14 protein-coding genes and 2 pseudogenes are annotated in these 19742 nt (G+C 42.8%); 10 read left to right on the forward strand and 6 right to left on the reverse strand.

The window, feature by feature from the left end; genetic code table 11:
* Window positions 1–125: 125 nt before the first annotated feature.
* The 6 genes and pseudogenes from CDG79_RS05325 to CDG79_RS05350 form a co-directional block, all read left to right on the forward strand.
* A pseudogene (locus CDG79_RS05325) lies at window positions 126–278 on the forward strand (translation initiation factor); the annotation flags it as partial.
* A 141-nt stretch (window positions 279–419) separates the two neighbouring features.
* A complete protein-coding gene (locus CDG79_RS05330) occupies window positions 420–578 on the forward strand; it encodes a YqaE/Pmp3 family membrane protein (RefSeq protein ID WP_094328686.1) in 159 nt (52 codons plus the stop codon).
* Window positions 579–1114: 536 nt separating this feature from the next.
* Window positions 1115–1306 (forward strand): annotated as a pseudogene (locus CDG79_RS43425) (sugar dehydrogenase); the annotation flags it as partial.
* A 94-nt stretch (window positions 1307–1400) separates the two neighbouring features.
* Window positions 1401–2804 (forward strand): glycoside hydrolase 100 family protein, encoded by a 1404-nt coding sequence (locus CDG79_RS05340; RefSeq protein WP_189524888.1) that lies wholly within the window; start codon window positions 1401–1403, stop codon window positions 2802–2804.
* Window positions 2805–3059: 255 nt separating this feature from the next.
* On the forward strand, window positions 3060–3362 hold the full coding sequence (locus tag CDG79_RS05345) for a hypothetical protein (RefSeq protein ID WP_094328685.1): 303 nt from the start codon (window positions 3060–3062) through the stop codon (window positions 3360–3362).
* Window positions 3363–3466: 104 nt separating this feature from the next.
* Entirely contained in the window at window positions 3467–3940 is a 474-nt protein-coding gene (locus CDG79_RS05350; RefSeq protein WP_094341204.1) for a hypothetical protein, read from the forward strand.
* Window positions 3941–3997: 57 nt separating this feature from the next.
* Here the strand turns inward: CDG79_RS05350 and CDG79_RS05355 are convergent, their stop codons facing one another.
* From CDG79_RS05355 to CDG79_RS05365, 3 genes are all read right to left on the reverse strand, one after another.
* Window positions 3998–4180: a hypothetical protein gene (locus CDG79_RS05355; protein WP_094328683.1), complete on the reverse strand. Its 183-nt coding sequence runs from the start codon at window positions 4178–4180 to the stop codon at window positions 3998–4000.
* A gap of 109 nt (window positions 4181–4289) precedes the next feature.
* The gene (locus CDG79_RS05360) at window positions 4290–7319 is read right to left on the reverse strand and encodes a UPF0182 family protein (protein WP_094341205.1); all 3030 of its coding nucleotides are present in this window, start codon (window positions 7317–7319) and stop codon (window positions 4290–4292) included.
* 46 nt (window positions 7320–7365) lie between these two features.
* A complete protein-coding gene (locus CDG79_RS05365) occupies window positions 7366–7581 on the reverse strand; it encodes a hypothetical protein (RefSeq protein ID WP_094341206.1) in 216 nt (71 codons plus the stop codon).
* 276 nt (window positions 7582–7857) lie between these two features.
* On the opposite strand from CDG79_RS05365, the gene CDG79_RS05370 reads away from it, so the two are divergent.
* Window positions 7858–8103, forward strand: coding sequence for a type II toxin-antitoxin system Phd/YefM family antitoxin (locus tag CDG79_RS05370; RefSeq protein ID WP_223278019.1), 246 nt, complete (start codon window positions 7858–7860; stop codon window positions 8101–8103).
* Between the two features lie 531 nt (window positions 8104–8634).
* Here the strand turns inward: CDG79_RS05370 and CDG79_RS05380 are convergent.
* A complete protein-coding gene (locus tag CDG79_RS05380; RefSeq protein WP_094341209.1) occupies window positions 8635–12855 on the reverse strand; it encodes an nSTAND1 domain-containing NTPase in 4221 nt (1406 codons plus the stop codon).
* Between the two features lie 72 nt (window positions 12856–12927).
* Between CDG79_RS05380 and CDG79_RS05385 the strand changes: the two genes are divergently transcribed.
* Window positions 12928–13263, forward strand: coding sequence for a CU044_2847 family protein (locus tag CDG79_RS05385; RefSeq protein ID WP_094341210.1), 336 nt, complete (start codon window positions 12928–12930; stop codon window positions 13261–13263).
* A 373-nt stretch (window positions 13264–13636) separates the two neighbouring features.
* Here CDG79_RS05385 and CDG79_RS05390 read toward each other — a convergent pair whose 3' ends face one another.
* Window positions 13637–14110 carry a hypothetical protein gene (locus tag CDG79_RS05390; RefSeq protein WP_094341211.1) on the reverse strand — a complete coding sequence of 158 codons (474 nt, stop codon included), beginning with the start codon at window positions 14108–14110 and terminating at the stop codon, window positions 13637–13639.
* Window positions 14111–14262: 152 nt separating this feature from the next.
* Window positions 14263–14868 (reverse strand): transposase, encoded by a 606-nt coding sequence (locus tag CDG79_RS05395; protein WP_094341212.1) that lies wholly within the window; start codon window positions 14866–14868, stop codon window positions 14263–14265.
* A 167-nt stretch (window positions 14869–15035) separates the two neighbouring features.
* Here CDG79_RS05395 and CDG79_RS05400 point away from each other — a divergent pair, with 167 nt between their 5' ends.
* Window positions 15036–17438, forward strand: a complete 2403-nt coding sequence (locus CDG79_RS05400) for a GH116 family glycosyl hydrolase (RefSeq protein ID WP_094341213.1) — start codon at window positions 15036–15038, stop codon at window positions 17436–17438.
* Window positions 17439–19317: 1879 nt separating this feature from the next.
* Window positions 19318–19740, forward strand: a complete 423-nt coding sequence (locus CDG79_RS05405) for a HetP family heterocyst commitment protein (protein WP_094341214.1) — start codon at window positions 19318–19320, stop codon at window positions 19738–19740.
* Window positions 19741–19742 lie beyond the last annotated feature (2 nt).

Here is a 19742-nt window from a genome sequence, read left to right on the forward strand (position 1 = left end):
GGTGAGGTGTCCGTACTGCATGAGCGGCTAGACACCATTGAACGGTTGCTAGAGGTTAAAGATGTTTTATCGCCTACTGAGATTGAAGCTTACCAGCCGGATGCCAAGGTAATTAAGGAGCGGGAACTTTGGCAGATTTGGTGAAGCAGTTGAAAACCCAGTGTGGGACAGGTGGAACACTTAAAGATAACGAAATTGAAATTCAGGGTGAACACAAGCAGAAAATTGTTGAGATTTTGACCAAGCTAGGTTATAAAGCCAAAATTAGCGGTGGCTAATCTTGAGTGCGGTTTACCGCATCTTAAGCGTGACCTCGATTGAGAGAGAGAATGTTATCTTTGAAAAGTACAAATATGCTTGAACAGTGGTGAATAACTTCCTCAACAAGCTATTTTAGTTGAGATTAATAGGAGGTTTAAATGGATTTAGTTCGGATTCTGTGTGCCATTTTCGTACCGCCTTTGGGAGTCTTTTTACAAGTAGGCTTTGGTACAGACTTTTGGATTAATATTGTTTTGACACTTTTCGGTTACATTCCTGGAATTATTCATGCAGTGTGGATCATTGCTAGGAAATAATTTTTTGTAGCGGTAGGTTGGGTGTCATTGGTGTTAACTTAACGCGAAATGGGCGGTTAGAAACCGCGTCTACACAAAGAAAATCCACCTCTGTGGGTTAAAAAGCCTTAATTTCGTGTTAGTTCGCGTAGGCAGACTTTGCCTGTGTAGCCGCGAATTATATTCGCTGGGGCTTAAGTTGACACCAATGGTTGGGTGTACCAATCTCGACAGAGGCAATTCCTGGATTGCCTCTATAACAAGGCTTATAAGTTTGATATCTGCACTAATATTTTACTTTAATACTGTAGAGAAGAAGTAACTATTTTTTTACTGACAATAAAACTTTTAAAGGCACTATAAATCATGTCTATAAAGTATTAATCTCTATAGGAGTTAATACCAAATTAGCTCTCATTCTTTAACAAGTCCCACTAGATATATTGAAAAGAATAATCTAAAATCCCAAATTGTTTGACTGAGTTCAAATTCAAGCAAAAGCAGCTTAGGGAGGAAATATGATAGGGTTATAGGGAAAGAACGCTTTAAGTCAGGCGATCGCTATCAGACTCGCTCAACAAGGGTGCAATATCGCCATAAATTACCGCAAAAACCCTGAAGCTGCGGTAGATAGAGAAGAAATGGCATTGCAAAAAGCCTGCGGAAATATCAAAAATTGGGGTGTGAAGTCGCTACTGCTTCAGGCAGATGTCTCCCAAGAATCAGACATTGTTGAGATGAATTCTGTATGCTGACTTTTAGAAAACCCGGTCAGCTTGAGATAAGGCTGGCGTACTTTCCACAATTAAGCCGATACATATTATGTAGTGGAATTAAACGCCCATGAATAGCGCGATCGATCCGAACAGTCAACTGGAAGCAGAAGCCTGGGAATTTTTGGAAAAGTCCATAATCTATTACCAGGGAAAACCCATTGGGACTGTAGCTGCCCACGATCCAGAGGTAGATGCACTCAATTATGACCAGTGCTTTCTCCGCGATTTTGTGCCTTCTGCCTTGGTGTTTCTGATGTACGGAAAGGCAGAGATTGTCCGTAACTTCTTAGTAGAAACACTGAAATTACAAAGTCATGAAAAGCAAATGGATTGCTTTGAAGCAGGAGCGGGTTTGATGCCTGCAAGTTTCAAAGTACATTTTAATGGGAATGAGGAATTTTTGGTCGCTGATTTTGGTGAGCAGGCGATCGCTCGTGTTCCCCCAATTGATTCTTGTATGTGGTGGATTCTCTTGCTACGGGCTTATGAAAAGGCTACAGGCGATTTGTCCTTGGCGCGTCAGCCAGATTTTCAAGCCGGAATCAAATTAATTTTGGATCTTTGCCTAGTACATCGGTTTTCCATGTACCCAACCATGTTAGTTCCCGATGGCGCGTTTATGATTGACCGTCGGATGGGAGTCTACGAACATCCTCTAGAAATTCAAGCTTTGTTCTACGCGTCTCTGAGGGCAGCTTGTGAATTGCTTTTATCAGATGGAGACGGCGATATTTACCTCGGCAAAGTCAATAGGCGATTGGGATCTTTGAAATATCATATCCGCAACTATTATTGGCTAGACCTAAAGCGATTGGGGGAAATATATCGTTATAAGGGTAACGAATTTGGTAAAGAAATTGTTAATAAATTCAATATCCACTCAGAATCAATCCCCACTTGGTTAACCGAGTGGTTGCCCGAAACTGGAGGATATTTAGCGGGAAATCTAGGGCCGGGACGGATGGATTTTCGCTTTTTTGCTCTGGGAAATCTAATGGCAATTTTAGCTTCCTTAGCCAGCGACAAAGAATCTGAAAGCATTATGAATTTATTTGCCCAACGCTGGCAAGACTTGATCGGCTATATGCCTGTTAAAATTTGCTTTCCAGCAATGGATGGTTTAGAGTGGAGAATTGTTACAGGATGTGACTCTAAGAACAGCGCTTGGTCTTATCACAACGGTGGTAACTGGCCAGTTTTACTGTGGTTATTTGTGGCTGCGGCACAGAAAGCAGGTAGAACAGAACTTGCTCAAGCAGCAATCGCGATCGCCGAAAAGCGTTTATTTAAGGACAAATTCCCGGAATACTACGATGGCAACAATGGTCGTTTAATTGGCAAAGAAGCCAGAATCAATCAAACTTGGAGTATTGCCGGATTACTGGCCGCTAAAAAGTTCGTGGAAAATCCAGATTACTTAGAATTAATCTGTTTTCCAGAGGGTCTTGAAGGCCCAGGCTGTAGCCTGTAGGTACTGAATACCTTATAAGGCTCTAACCCAAAGATGATTTCGCAGTCCGATTATTAAGGTGTCTCTGCTAACTATTTCCCCAGTCCCCCAATCCCTAGTCCCTTCTTCTCTAATCGTAAAAAGAGAAAATTAACCTCAAATTCTCAAAGACTCGATAACTGATACACTATATTGTAAGAGGTATCTGAAGTGTCATACTTAGTAATATCACCAGATAGTCTTTGCATAATTAACACGTTTTAACGTGTATAACACATGAAAACTACTTCAGATTTAATTCCAGAATTTGAAAAACTATTCAGACAAAAATTACAGCTAAATAATTGTAAGCTTAGAAAGAAAAGACAAGAGAATAATTATGAAATTATTACTCCAGCTAAAGACATTTTTTTGATGTATTGGTCTGAATTTCCAGACATTAACTTAATATATCAGGCTGTAGGTGTACGCACACAACAGACTAGTGTTTATGAGCGAGCTATCCGCTTGCATATTAGTTCTTGTTTGAGTAGTATCCAGGAGAATCCTACCTCTGAATCACCATTATTGGTGAAATAACTAATACTTAGATAACCCACATAATATTTACTAAGCTCTCGCCAGTTTTTGTCATATAACTGACGAGAGCTTCTCACCTAAAATCTGTTGATCGAGAGATAAAAATGCAATCCGAAAAAAATCAAGATCGAGATCAGCTAGATTATAAAACCTTGTTAGCCAATGCAAAGCAAGCCTTAAAACTTGAATACCAGAAATCAGCCGCTTTAGCATCCCAATTGCAAGCTATAAAAACTCAGTTAGAGCAAGTTCAGGCTGAGAACAAAACTCTGAGGGAAAGTGCTTATGAAGATGTAGTTAAGCACTTTGAGGCGCGGACTCAAGCAGCAGAAGCACTAGCATTAAAAACAGAAGTACACCAAAGATTTATTGAAGCAGATGGTTGTAAAGATGATGAGAGCTTCGATAGTCTATGGGATAGCATTAAAAATAAGATTCAGATCCAAGACGGTGAAGTGAGAATCGTTGCTCAAAATGGTACTCCTAAGTTCACCTTAACGGGCAGTATGATGACTTTGAGGGATTTTATTCAATCCCTCAAAAAAGACCCAATCTCTGAAAAATTCTTCTTGAGCTAGAGAACCAAATTAATAAAAGACTTTCGCTACAATTAGACTAAAGATTGTGGCAGAAAGCTATTCATCTTCGTCTCCTGGCGGTCTTTCGCTCTCGCTTTGTTGGGCGTTCCACTCCAAAATAATCCGTTCCAGCATCTCAGACTGCGTACAGTTATTAACATCGGCGTACATTTTAATCAACTGCCTCACTTTCGGACTAATGTGGCGGATCTCTAGTTGGTTACTTTGTAGCATGTTCATTAACTTTTAGTGTCTATTACATTATGTTGGACTATTAAACTATGTCTGTTGTAATAAATTTTGTTAATGGCAATCGCTCCCTGTCGCCTACTATGTTTTTTATAATCCCTTAACCTGGTGGGGCAACTTCTTCAAAAGGACGGATAATTGCAGGGGCTGGTGTAACTTCTGGTTTAAAAATTGCCTGCAATGCTTGCTCTAAAGTTTGGGCCATGACAATTCGATTTTCGTAAGCCACTACTACCCGCACCAAGGTTGGTAAGCTATTTTGTGCAGCTTCTAAATAGATTGGCTCGACATACAGCAGCGATTGCTCAATAGGAATTACTAATAGATTGCCTTGAATGGCTTTCGAGCCCTGGCGATTCCAGAGGGAAATTTGCTGAGAGATTACTGGGTCTTGGTTAATCCGCGCTTCGATTTGCTCTGGCCCATAGACCAGTCTTTCTTTAGGAAAAGTATATAACAATAACTTACCGTAATTAACACCATCCGATCGCGCCGCTAACCAAGCGATTAAATTAGTCCGTTGTCTGGGAGTATAGGGTAGAAGCAAAATAAACTCTTCTCTACCAGAGGCTGCGCCAACAACCGGTGCAGTGGGTAGACTAGTAATCAAATAGTAGGGCTCTACAGGACGGGGTTCACTGCCATAGATTTCATTAGGAATCTGCCACTGGTCTTCCCGATTGTAAAATACCTGGGGATCGGTCATGTGGTAGGTCATCAACCGCTCAGATTGAATTTTGAAAAAGTCCACAGGATAGCGGGTATGACTGCGGAGATTAACAGGCATTGTACTGAGCGGTTTAAACATTTGGGGAAATATCCCTGACCAAGTGGCAATTATCGGATCGCTGGAATCGGCAATATAAAAATTCACACTGCCGTTGTAGGCATCAACCACTACTTTGACAGAATTGCGAATGTAGTTGATCCCATCGCTACCAGTGTCTGAGTAGGGATAGCGATCGCTCGTTGTGTAGGCATCAATAATCCAGTAAAGATAACTGGGATTACTGGGGAAATCTTGATTAGCAACAGCAGCTACTAAATAGGGATCGCTATCAAATTTCAAAAAAGGTGCGATCGCTTGAATTCTTTGCTTGACATTTCGCCGCAGGAGCAATTTTGTCTCTGGTAAAAAGTCTTGCGTCAGCGCCATCTGCCAATCTTTCAAATGCATGGCAAATAACCAGCGTCGCCATGCTGAACCGATTTCAACGCCACCCAGACCATCGTAAGAGTTGTAAACATTGTCACTACCACTGGGGTAGTCTAACTCTCTAACTCTTGTGCCAGTCATTACATAAGTATTGGCTATTTCACCGTAATAAATTCGGGGTTGCCCAATAGGAATACTTTCACGAATGGCTTTACTGGAAGTTGTGAGAGCGCTACTATCATCACTAATATCTTTGACAAAATATTCTGGTAGTCCACCTGGCCCAACTGTATTAACTGGGCTAACAGTAAACCCGAAACCGTGGGTATAAATTAAATGGCGGTTAACCCATGTTTGAGCTTCCTGGGGTACAGCATTGTAGTCTAATTCTCGCGCAGCAATCAGTACTTGTTGCCGTTCTGTTGGTTCAATTGCTTCCTGCTTAGGTTCTGGTAACTTTTGGGACGCTAATGGTTGGCGTGAAGTTACATCTGTTTTCAGAGTATATCGATCGATATCGGCATCGGGAAACCGATAATACGGCCGAATTTGTTGTAGTTGACGGTTAGTTTCTAATAGTGGTCGCTGATCCCAAAGGCGAATATTCCGAATTGTCAAGTCATTTTTTTGAATATCAGCTTCAGTCAGTGTTCCTTGAGGATTGAAGCCTTTGGCATCGATCGCTTCTAAATCGAATGCTTGGCGAGTTAAGGCAATAGTACGCTGAATGTAGGGTTGCTCTCGCTGCAACTCATTCGGTTGGACAATTAAATATTCCACCATAGTAGGTAGAACAACGTCAGCTGCTACAACTAGTACTAGATAAATCCCCAAACTGTAAAATACTAAGAGACGATGCTGAGATTTAGGTTTCCAGAAAAACGTTCGCCAAAGTAGGTAAAAGGCGATCGCCACAGCCACAAAGCACAAAAAGGTGTAAGCTGGCAACTGGGCTGTGACATCCGTATAGCTGGCACCATAACTTACTCCCCGGCTAGAATACACGAGTTCATAGCGACTTTGCCAATAACTTAAAGCCACCACCAGCATCAACAAGCCACCCATACCGAATAAATGACGCTGCTGCTGGGGCGAAAAACCAGGGAAAATTCCCTGACTCAAACTGTCTGCTGACAAAAGATAAGTGAGGGTAACGGCGACGAAGCCATACAAACATAATCCCATCAGCCAAAGTTCTAACAGTTCCCAAACGGGTAAAGAAAATATGTAAAAGCTGATATCTCGACCAAATAAAGGGTCAGTGGTGTTGAAAGGGGTGGGGTGGAAATATTGCAGCACCTTTGGCCAGTGTTGGAATAGGATGAATGCAAAAATGGGACAGAATAAAATTGCGATCGCAGTGAGTAAAAATTGGGGATAGATTAAGATTGCGATCGCTACTCCCCCAATTAAACCGAGATACCAGACTTGAGAGACAATTTGCCTCAAGAGTTGCCAGATTGTCTCTGGTCGAAATAGAGCAGGAATGGGTAGAATACCCCGATCAACTGGAGAATGCCAGTAAGAAAGAGCAATTTGACCATAGTGAACCAGCATCAACCCGATTAACAAACTCAGTACTAGAGTTAGAGGTAATAACCCCCGCAATCTCAGTTTTTTAAAGCGTTGCGGCGGAAGTCTCCGGGTTTCGTTGCGTCTTGGATAACTAGGGCTGAGAAAATTTGTTAATTCACTGGTGAGTTCTGCTTCCTCACGCCTGACTTCTTCAATCTTCAGAGACTGGGAATATTTTAGTCGTTGTGCTAGAGCCAGATTTAATAGTAGATAGGCAGCAGTTACCCCAGCCACGACTACCCACAAAATACCGCGAGTCAACAGCCTCAAAAGAAAAACTTGGAGGTAGCCGACTTCCTGAAACCAAAAAATCTCTGCTCCCAGGCGGGAACCCAGATCCAGGAGTAGCCACAGCCCCAAGAATACAATTAATAGTCTAAAGCCCCATTTCCGATACATTCCGTGGCAGCCAAACTAAAGGTGCGATCGCGTAACTAACCCATGATTACAACTCGATTTCGTTAGGTGGTAGCAGTTCGTCTCTGTAGGACTCAAAAATGATACTTTCTACTACACCTTGATGTTGCATAATTGTTTCTGGCCAAGTCGTGGGTTTTGTTTCTAAGAAAGTAACAAAAACTCTGCTTTCACTAATACCTTGTGGTGTTTGGGCTAGTTCGATTTTGCCGTTTTTATAAATTCCTTCAATGGTTCGTAGCATTATTGTTTACCTCCTATCTAATTTCTAGTAGGGGCACAGCATTGCTGTGCCCCTACTGCGTGGTCTATTTACTGAAAATAGCTGTAAATGTGATTTGTGCCATCAGCGATCGCAAACAATGTAGTTCCAGTTTAGAATATCCGAGTTCTCAGGGTAAGCGTAGACGTACCATTAGACACCAAGCAATGGCATTTTTGATGATCAAAGCGATGCTCCCTACTTACTTGCATAAGTTTGTAGATAAACTAAAGTAAAGTTATCGTCAGCTAAAAAAGCATGATGTCTTCGCTTCCTGTCAACGATGCTCAAAATAATTTACAAGAACTGATAGACCAAGTTGCAGAGCAGGGTAAGCCTGTGATCATTCAGGGCGATCGCGGTAATGCGATTCTGCTGGCGGAAAAAGACTGGTCTGCAATTCAGGAGACTCTTTACTTGTTATCTATACCTGGAATGGGAGAATCTATCAAAGAAGGGCTAGCAACTCCGATCCAAGAATGCGATGAGGAGTTGGATTGGTGATTGTTTGAAAAGTCCTATTGTAGGTAGCAAAACGTTCTAGATCCCCCTAAATCCCTCTTAAAAAGGGGGACTTTGATTTCGGTTCCCCCCTTTTTTAAGGGGGGTTAGGGGGGATCGATAAGTGCCTAAAATCACAGCTAAATACTTTTCAAACATCCTCTAAGTGATTGTAATCATGTATCTGTTAATTATGGATTGACTATTAATAATCGCCCTTCACTCAGCATGATTGAGCCTGGGATCTCGGATGTTGCTGTTCTGAGCATGAACTTCCGAGTTCAGAGGTCAAAGTTCCGAGTTCAAAGGTCGAAGTTCCGAGTTCAGAGGTCGAAGTTCCGAGTTCAAAGGTCAAAGTTCCGAGTTCAGAGGTCGAAGTTCCGGGTTCAAAGGTCGAAGTTCCGAGTTCAAAGGTCGAAGTTCCGAGTTCAGAGGTCGAAGTTCCGAGTTCTGAAGGTGAAAACTGGAGTTCTGAGCCTAAATGGTGGAGATAATAAGTACAGACCATTGTAGGGGCACGGCATTGCCGTGCCCCTACCCATGTTCTTTACTCCAAACATATTTACGGCAGACTTCGCAAGCGGCTTTTGCTTCCTCAGTTTGCGGATTGGTGAAGATGGGATGGTAGCGCAACCTGTTGCAACAGACTTGCAACCATGCACGCCAACCACCCCGCCACAACCGCACTGTGCCGTCTTTACCGCCACTGACAATCGTCTGCCCATCGGCACTGATGGCGACAGAATAGACAGAACCTTCATGACCACGCAAAGGTTCAGTTAAGGACTGGCCTTGCAGGTTCCACAATCTCACTGTGCTGTCTTTACCAACACTGACAATCGTCTGCCCATCGCCGCTGATGGCGACAGAATAGACAGAATCTTCATGACCACGCAAAGGTTCAGCTAAGGACTGACCTTGCAGGTTCCACAACCTCACTGTGCTGTCACTACCACCACTGACAATTGTCTGCCCATCGCTGCTGATGGCGACAGAATAGACATAACGTTCATGACCACGCAAAGGTTCAGCTAAGGGAAGACCTTGCAGGTTCCACAACCGCACTGTGTTGTCACTACCGCCACTGACAATCGTCTGCCCATCGCCGCTGATTTCCACAGAATGAATAGAACCTTCATGACCACGCAAAGGTTCAGCTAAGGGAAGACCTTGCAGGTTCCACAACCTCACTGTGCCGTCACGACCGCCACTGACAATCGTCTGCCCGTTGCCGCTGATAGCGACAGAATGGATAGAACCTTCATGACCACGCAAAGGTTCAGCTAAGGACTGACCTTGCAAATTCCATAACTGCACTGTGCCGTCACGCCCGCCACTGACAATCGTCTGTCTATCGCTGCTAATGGCGACAGAATTGACAATACCCTGATGACCACGCAAAGGTTCAGTCAAGAACTGACCTTGGCGGTTCCACAACCGCACTGTGCCGTCACGACCGCCACTGACAATCGTCTGCCCATCGCCGCTGATGGCCACAGAAGTAACCCAACCCTCATGATTACGGAATGATTCGGCTAAGGGAAGACCTTGCAGGTTCCACAACTGCACTATACCGTCACGACCACCACTGACAATCGTCTGCCCATCGCTGCTGATGGCAACAGAACTGACATCATCTTCATGACCACGCAAAGGTTCAGCTAAAGACTGACCTTGGCGGTTCCACAATCTCACTGTGCCGTCACGACCGCCACTGACAATTGTCTGCCCATCGCCGCTGATGGCTACAGAAGTGACAAAATTGCTATGACCACGCAGTGGTTCAGCTAAGGACTGACCTTGGCGGTTCCACAACCGCACTGTACCGTCACGACCGCCACTGACAATTGTCTGCCCATCGCCGCTGATGGCGACAGAATAGACAACACGTTCATGATCGCCTAATGGTTCAGGTAAGGACTGACCTTGGTGGTTCCACAATCTCACTGTGCCGTCACGACCGCCACTGACAATCGTCTGCCCATCGCCGCTGATGGCTACAGAAGTGACAACACGTTCATGACCACACAATGGTTCAGGTAAGGACTGACCTTGGCGGTTCCACAATCGTACTGTCCTGTCTTCACCACCACTGACAATCGTCTGCCCATCGTCACTTATGGCCACAGAAGTGACAACATTGCTATGACCATGCAAAGGTTCAGCTAAGGGAAGACCTTGCAGGTTCCACAACCTTACTGTACCGTCACTACCGCCACTGACAATCGTCTGCCCATCGCTGCTGATGGCCACAGAACTGACATCACCTTTATGACCAAGCAAAGGTTCAGCTAAAGACTGACCTTGGCGGTTCCACAACCGCACTGTGCCGTCACGACCGCCACTGACAATCGTCTGCCCATTGCTGCTAATGGCGACAGACCTGACATAATACTCATGACCATGAAAGGGAATGGAGACTATTGCTTTATTTGTCACTTTATTCAAGCTGTTCTGAACTGGTGCGAGAATCTGCTGGGGTAGTTTATCCAGATTCTCACCCATAGCTTGAATTGCCAAAACTAGACTTTCTAGGGGTTGGACTGTCAATAAATTGTCTACCCTCGTAGCTTTCTCTCGCAATCGTGATTCAGTGAGTGCCGTTTCCAGTTCGGCAATGCGGTCTTTTTCGTGGGCATCGCTGCGCTGGTAAAAATCCTCATCTTCTTGGGGTGATTGTAAATGGGGCTGCAATTGTTGCCAGCTATCCCTCACTTCCGCCAGCAATCCCCCTTGCATTAAATATTTGTCATCCTGCCTTTTGTTCACCCATTCCAGCCGCGTATCTTTTAACCTTTGACTCAACCGCCGCAAATCTCGGTCTTGTTGTCGCCACCAAGCAAACTGCTGCCAACTTTCAATTAAAGCTTCATGGGCTAAATCAATCCAAGCTTTTCCTTGTTCATCTTTCCCTGTAACCAACAAGCGTCCCTTAACTAATCCCGCTTCCCCATCTAGTAACTCACTAAGTTGTTGCTGCTGATTGGCGTCATCACCTGCAATATTTAATAGTGTGGCTTTTGGTTGGCGCTGTCGGGTGTCTTTTTCCGCCTCTCCCGTTCGTACTAAGCGCAGAAAAATTCGCTCAATCCATTCTTTTTCCTGCTGAGTGCGTTCTTGGGTTGGGGATTCCTCCTCATAATTTTGGTAAAGATAAACATTTTCTGCATGGAGATTCAACGCCCCTGTTAATTCTCCCAATTTTTCATATTCTTCTAGGGTGAGTTGATGTTGATTGCGATCGCGTTTTTCCCAGAGTTTGGTTAAAGCAAACTCCAACAGAGGCAAAAACCCTGGTTCTTGTTTCACATCTTCAAAAATCTTCAGTAGTAGCCCTTCTTCAACACTATGACCTTGAAGTTTGGCTGGTTCGGCGATCGTGTCCTTTAAATCAACTCCGGTTAAAGGTGGCATATAAACAGCCTGGGTTTGAATTAACTGAGTCAGGGAGGGATATTGCAAACAGGGTTCGAGAAAATCCGCCCGCATAGTAATCACAACTGCTAACCGCGAATCGGTAATCTCTACTACCTGAGTCAGTAAGTCAATAAATCTCTGCTTTTCTTGCTGACTAGCACCGCCAGTAAATACTTCCTCAAACTGATCCACTACCAATAAAAGTTTTACTGAACTAGGAAGATTTTCGAGAATTGCAGATAAATTATTCTGCTCATTGTCAATTAAATCCTTCAGTTGCTTCTCTTTTCTAGCCCCTGGAAAAAATTGTTGAAAAGCTCCACGCAACTTAATTAAAGGTTCAAATCCTGGTTTAATTGGTTCTAAGACTTGCCACTCACTATCATCTAATTGTGGAATCAAACCCGCCCGCACTACTGAAGATTTGCCACTCCCCGATGCGCCAATGATCGGGACAAATTTCGCCAAGTCGAGTTTCTGTTGAATATGGTTAACTACTTTTTGACGACCAAAAAAGAATTTTGCGTGTTGCTTGTCAAAAGCTTCTAAGCCCCGATAGGGACATTCGTCAAGTACTTTTGTAATAACTACTAATTTCTTGGGTGGATACCAAACCAAAGGAATTGACCTACCACCGCCCATGTAAATAGGTTCTTGTCCACTCTGCTTGAGTTCTCGTGAAATGAAGCTCATCAAGTCATTGACATTAATTTCCCCGGTTGCTTCATCAGCTTTATCCTCAGCAAGTCCTTTGAGAATTGCTTTGGTGAAAATTCCACCTTCGTCATCTTCACGCGCTCTTTCAAAGGCACGAGAGGCTGTAATTAAGCTGTAGTCTTGTTTGCTGTTGAAAACGGAGAAACCAGACTTGATAAAACTCCTCTCCAGAAAAGACCCCGCATAGCAGCAATCCAGCAATACTACTAAGCTGCTGAGTTGAGATTTACCAATTAAAGTGTTGAGGTCATCAAAGGCGATCGCATTCTGTCCATCTACTTTATTACAATCCGATGTTGCCAAATACCCTTTAGCTTCACCTGTGTTGCTGAGTGCTTCAAAGCCATGTCCGGCAAAATAAATCAGTGCATCACTACCTTTGGCCTTCTCCAGCAGAAATGTTCTCAGTGTTTGACCGAGTTCTTTACCAATTAACTTTTTATCCGGTGTGACTTGCCAGCGATTTTCACCCTCGATTAGCTTACCCGGTAACGGCTGAACATCAAACCTACCAAGTTCACGCAGCAACTCTGCTATTTTTTCTGCATCGTTGACAGCTTTTGGTAAGTTTGTCAAATTGTCATACTTAGCAATGCCAATCACCAGGGCATATCGAGGCATAGCGTCTAATCAGGTATCTGTTTTTACGTAATATTACAAGAGTAACAACTCAAACATTAACTGAGGCTACTAATGTCACAAGTGCAACGCCTGATTGTCAAAGAAGATGATCGAGAGTACGAAATCTATGTGGAATCAAACACAGCCGCAGACGTTCCAGAAGAAGAGGAACCGGGATACCGTGATGGTTTACCTACGGTTAATATCAGAGATTTTCAAAACAAAGTTCGTGATTATGCCAAGTTAGCGGTTGGTGCATTCAAGAATTTACCTGACGCTGAGGAGATAACAGTTAAATTTGGCATCAAGCTGGGTGGTAAAACTGGCATTCCCTTTTTAACTGAGGGTTCGGCTGAGAGTAACTTTGAAATTGAGGTTAAGTATAACTTGGCGCAGAAAAAACCATAACTCTACGCGCTCAACTCACCATGATTCACTCTTGGATCTCGGACGTTGCTGTTCAAAGCACGAAGTTCCGAGTTAAAAGGGAGAGCGATCGCCTTTGGATCTCGGATGTTGCTGTTCAAAGCACGAAGTTTCGTGTTCTCATCTCGAAATTTTGTGTTCAGAGGGTGAAGCTTCGAGTTCAGAACTCGGAACGCCGAGCAATTTACTCCAACATTCGAGTTCTGAACCTTAACATTGCACCTTGTAGTATTTCAGTTTAATAATGATACAAATAGTTTGGTAGGGGCATGGCAATGCCATGCCCCTACAAGAAATCTATATGTATCAGGATTTTCGTGAATTGGTATTAGAAGTGCGATCGCCGAGCTATTTTCTACAACGCTGCTGCTTGAGGCTTGACTTTCCGAGATTTACGGGCGAAGCGTTGCCCCATTTCCTCAACTACTGTCTCTAAACCAGCGCCTTGTCCACTAGCTTTGGCATAAGTATACACCTGCAACGCGGCTGCATAGGCTTCACTACCCACTGCTAAAAATGTATCATCCACCAATTCATGGAATTGTGACAGAGACAGCAATACTGGATACAACGCCTCAAACAATTGTACATCCTTCCGCATTTCATCCAGGTCAAACGATCGCGGTAAAAACTCTGGGTTCTGTGTCGCCACCTCTAATGCTTTGCTTACAAAGGCGCGGCTTTTATCTCCCATCTTGGGTAAACCTTTCCGTTCCTCGTTAGTTAAATCAATCAAAAATGGTAGCTTTTCTTTAATTGTAGCGATCGCTTGCAACACAGCATCTCTTTCTGATTGCGCTAGTGTTGCACTAATTGGGGCTGTGGACATAAAAATTAGTCTCCGGTATGTGGCTTACTCTTAGAGTTCCCACATATACAATTTGAATTTCAATGACACCAACAAAGATTACCAAGTAGGGGCACAGCAATGCCGTGCTTTAACGAGGTAGGGGCACGGCAATGCCGTGCCCCTACAATGAATCAGAAAGGTATATCGAATAGGAATTCGCAATCATCAGGATTATGCTGTGGATTTTCTGGATCATCTGCCCACCTCTGAGGATTGTCTAGGATATATTGTCGGATGCGATCCAAAGGTTTTTGATCTCGGCTAATGTGTTCGTAAAAATTGCGTTGCCAGATTGATTGCCCCTTGGTGTGCCAAATAATATTAATACTTTTGCTGACAGCGCTTTTATAGCTGCGAATCACGGTTGAAATAGAACCGCACACGGGTTTGCCAAATTGTTCTGTTGTAGAGGCACGGCATTGCCGTTCTGTTGTAGGGGCACGGCATTGCCGTGCCCCTACAGACGTGTCAATAATCACTAATACCCCATGTAGATGATTAGGCATTACCACAAAAGTATCTAATTCAATGTGCGGAAAATGATCGGGAATTGCCTCCCAGCAGTTGAAGGCAATATGACCTAAATAATTTAATTGCATTTTGCCTTTGACCACATTGCCAAATAAACATTGCCGCCCCTGCGTACAAAGCGTAATAAAATAGGCTCCTGGTTGACTGTAGTCATGTTCTTTTAGGCGAATAGAACGACGGTGATGTATTCGCGGGTCGTAAGGCATTAATTTTTAAGTACGGTTATTTGTAAATTGTGTTTATATTAACCTGAAGATTTCTATCTAACGTAGGGGAACGGCAATGCCCTGCCCCTACATCGTTGTGCCCCTTGAGAAAAATCACACATCGCGCTAGTCTTCATTGACGTAACTGCACGCTGTAACATTAGGCGATGACAAATCAACTTTCTCCGAAAATTCCCTCTTGCACTTGGAGCCGTCCTATCGGTTTAGGCTGGGAAAAACCTTATACCGTCCGCTATGAAAGTAATATCGATGATGGCCCTTGGCATGGTATGCCTCTAGGCGGCTTTGGTGCAGGTTGCATCGGTCGTTCTTCACGGGGAGATTTTAACCTGTGGCACATCGATGGTGGTGAACATACCTTCAAAAACATTCCTGCTTGTCAATTCAGTGTGTTTGAATCGAATAGCACATCTTCCCAAGCCTACGCTTTATCTACCCAAGCGCCTGATGATGGCACTCTCAAAGCTTGGCAATGGTATCCGACACTTGCAGAGGGGACAGGAAATTATCACGCACTATATCCACGTAGCTGGTTTGTGTATGAAAATGTATTCCAAGCACAGTTGACTTGTGAGCAATTTTCACCAGTTTGGGCAGGTAATTATCAAGAAACTAGCTACCCTGTGGCAATATTCCTCTGGAATGCCCACAACCCCACAGATGCACCAATCACTCTCAGCATCATGCTCACTTGGCAAAATATGGTAGGCTGGTTTACTAATGCCCTGAAATCTCCCCAAGTGCGGGTGCGTGATGATGGTAGTCCAGTTTACGAATACCAACCACGCTGGGGCGAAAGTCAAGGTAACTATAACCAAATAGTTGAAAATACACAACAGTTTGGCTGTGTTTTAAGTCGGGTTGGTAGTGATGAACCTTTGCAAGAAGGTGACGGAACTTGGTGTATTGCCACACTGAAGCATCCCCAAGTGGAAGTATTTCACCAAACTCGCTGGAATCCTGAAGGAACGGGTGAGGAGGTGTGGCAAAGCTTTGCGAAAGATGGTTCTTTGCCCAATTATATAGATACAAATCCAGTAGCAGAAGGTGAACAGTTAGGGGCTGCGATCGCACTCCGTTTCACTCTCCAACCAGGTGAAACTCTGGAAATCCCCTTTGTCCTCGCTTGGGATTTGCCCATTACAGAATTTGCCGCCGGAGTCAACTATTATCGCAGATATACAGACTTTTTTGATCGAAGTGGAAATAATGCTTGGGCGATCGCATCTACTGCGCTACAAGAATACCAAAGTTGGCGATCGCAAATTCAAACTTGGCAACAACCCATTCTCGACCGGGAAGATTTACCCAACTGGTTTAAAATGGCTCTATTTAATGAGCTTTATGACCTCACTAGCGGCGGTACTCTCTGGAGTGCAGCATCAGAACTTGACCCCATCGGTCAGTTTGCGGTGCTGGAGTGTCTAGATTACCGATGGTATGAAAGTCTAGATGTGCGATTATACGGCTCTTTTGGACTGCTGATGCTGTTTCCCGAACTGGAAAAATCGGTGATGAGGGCATTTGCACGGGCGATTCCTCAAGGTGATGATACACCCCGGATAATCGGCTATTACATGACAATTAAGGCAGAAAGCCCGATTGCAGTTCGCAAAGTTGCAGGTGCAACACCCCACGATTTAGGCGCACCGAATGAACACGTTTGGCAAAAAACCAATTACACCAGCTATCAAGACTGCAATTTATGGAAAGATTTAGGTAGTGATTTTGTCTTGCAAGTATACCGTGATTTTTTGCTCACAGGTGCTGACGATGTAGAATTCTTAGCAGATTGCTGGCCTGCGATCGTTCAAACCCTCGATTACCTAAAAACTTTTGATCTTGATGGCGATGGGATTCCTGAAAATTCTGGTGCGCCCGATCAAACCTTTGATGATTGGCGGTTACAGGGTGTCAGCGCCTATTGTGGTGGGTTGTGGTTAGCGGCGCTAGAGGCTGCGATCGCTATTAGTGAGGTTTTATTCGAGAGAAACCTTGTGAATCTAGGGGACTTAGTAGTTAAAAAATCCATCTATCAAGCTTTGTTGGCAAAATCTCGCCCCATATACGATGAAAAACTCTGGAATGGGCAATATTACAAACTCGATAGTGAAAGTGGTTCCGATGTGGTAATGGCAGATCAGTTGTGCGGACAATTTTACGCCCGACTGCTGGACTTACCAGATATTGTACCGAGCGATCGCGCCCTTTCTGCCCTGAAAACTGTTTATGATGCGTGCTTTTTGAAATTCTGCAATGGTGAGTTTGGTGCTGCTAATGGTGTTCGTCCTGACGGTTCACCAGAAAACCCTAAAGCTACTCATCCCCTGGAAGTTTGGACAGGGATAAACTTTGGGCTAGCGGCTTTTCTTGTGCAAATGGGAATGAAGAATGAAGCCTTGAGGTTAACACAAGCTGTAGTGCAGCAAATTTATAACAATGGTCTCCAATTTCGCACCCCTGAAGCTATCACCGCAACTAGTACTTTCCGCGCTAGCACTTACTTACGAGCAATGGCAATCTGGGGAATTTACTTAGTTATTCATTGATAAGCTATCAAAACGGTTCTCATTTGGATGTAATACACTTTTACCTCTCTAAACCTCTTTCTTAAAAGGAGAGATGCTTTAAATCTTACTCTCCTTTCCTGCAAGGGAAGGGGCTGGGGGTTAGCTCTAGATTACATCCAAATGAGAACCGCTATAGTATTGTATATATGCAGAAGTGTTGCCAAATTTAGCCTATCTTTAATCTGAGAAAGCAGAGTCTAGATTGGTGATTTTATTTTCCGAGTGTTTCCGGAAGCGAAGGAAAATTTTAGTAATGGTAAGAGTTGAAGGATTGAGAACTCCAGACTACTCTATGCCGACTATATCTTTGTTCTAGACCGAGGTATTCTTGTTGAGCAAGGCACTCATCACTAACTCATGTCAATGGGCGGTTTTTATTAGTATTTAGCCTAACTGCCGCAACATCCTTAGTCTCAACTTTATAATTTTTTTAATATTAAGACACATAAAATTTACTGCTGAATGAACTTAAGAGTTTTATATGTTAATCGGCTTTATCTCTATTACTAAATTTCCTAATATTTTATATATATAACTATCGGTTATATATTTATTAGTTTATTCAATTGATGATAATTAAAAATAGTTATCTATATTATCGTTAACCAGTAAGTTTTTTCCAAACTAGGCTATCTATGATTACTAGCTGATAATCATGAGATATTCACAAGCACTTTACAGCAAGTTTATTTAGGTAAGCTGAAGCTGTAGTTCTTGAAAATCAAGAAATATAAGGATAACAAATATCATTATCTAATTGAACTTATTAAAAAAATATGTTCAATCACCTGGTTGTGAACGTTTTTTTATTTAGCTTTTACTATTTTGAGAAGTTGTTTTAGATCATAGTTAATGGTAGTATTTTTTAGTGACTCGACAATAATAAAGGGTTTAAATTGAGATTGTGTGGGGGGTCAGACCCCTCATAAATTCGCAAAGGAGGACAAAATTAAAAGTTGCACAATATGCAAGTACATATCTAAATACATTCAGTAAATTTAACTTAGAAATCTACTAACTTAGTAGATGACATTAACGACAAAAAATAGTATATATACGAATGACATTGTTAAAGCTCAAAGATAAATAAATTTTTTCCACTAATCGAAAAAATATAAAAAATTGCCGGAAATTGCTTAATTAAGCAGTAGTAAGAAATACAGGCGTTTTAACAGAGGAAATTTATTGAATTAGGAGTCAATAAAGTTTCAGAGGAAAAAACTACATCTACCAAGAGCTATGCTGAGACTTTTGTCCTACCAGTCAAAGGAGAAGACAAAAGATAAATTTTTACCTTTCACTTACTAACAAGCTCTAAGCAAAATTTCCTCAATTAATCGGAGGGAATCTGGATAATTAGGACTGAGCAGCCAACAAACTTAATTAAAAACTTGATTGTTTTTAATTAAAGGTTAGTTCATGAAAAAAATCATCAGGTCAAATGCAGTCGAAACCTCAAGCCAAGGGGACAGTTCAGCAATGAATCTATATAATTTGTATCCCTACTACAAGCTAGCTCTTGCCAAAACTAGTTTACTAGGGGAGTTATCAGCCAAAATCACTAAAACTCTGCTTAACTGCGCCAAGATAAAGCTCAAACAGCAGAGAAGTTTCAGCCTGTATCTTTACCGCTCAAAGCTGCGGGAGCTAATCAGAGTTTGGGAAAGTTATGTACGCATCTGTTGATTGATGGGTTTTTATCTCACGTCAACATCCAACACCGCCAAATTGCTGATAATTTCCCGAAAGCGATTTAACAACTGCAAAAAGGTTAGTGCAGTTTGTAAGCCTTAATTGAAACGCCAATAATCGTAGAAAGATAACTAGTTTACTTCATCCAAGATAACTAAACACTATGATGAATCAAGACATTGCTGGTATTAGTAGTAACTTAGATACAACAGTGAAGGCTCAACAATTTGATAAAGTAGTTGAAGCAATTATTGCTGGAAAGTACTCTTGGGCATGTGTTTTAATGCTACGTTTTGCTGGTTATAATCCTCTCCATTACATTCCGTACCGTACCTACAATCGATTACTGAAAGAAAACTCTCAAGCCAACAGAATAAAACAACAGCAAAGTGAAAATCTAAAAATGCTGAAACACGCTAATGATTCAAGACCTGCTTATCTTGAAGTAGTTGGAAAGCAAAAAACAGAAATGCGTGGTGGTTTAGACCAAAGATTGGGACAGCCAATTAACGAAAATCAATCAAGGAAATCGTCATTAAAACCAGAAGTTAATCAAGATATTTCCTTGAAACGTTGTGGGGTCAATTAAAA

This window comes from Nostoc sp. 'Peltigera membranacea cyanobiont' 232, from assembly GCF_002245985.1.
Lineage (GTDB): Bacteria > Cyanobacteriota > Cyanobacteriia > Cyanobacteriales > Nostocaceae > Nostoc.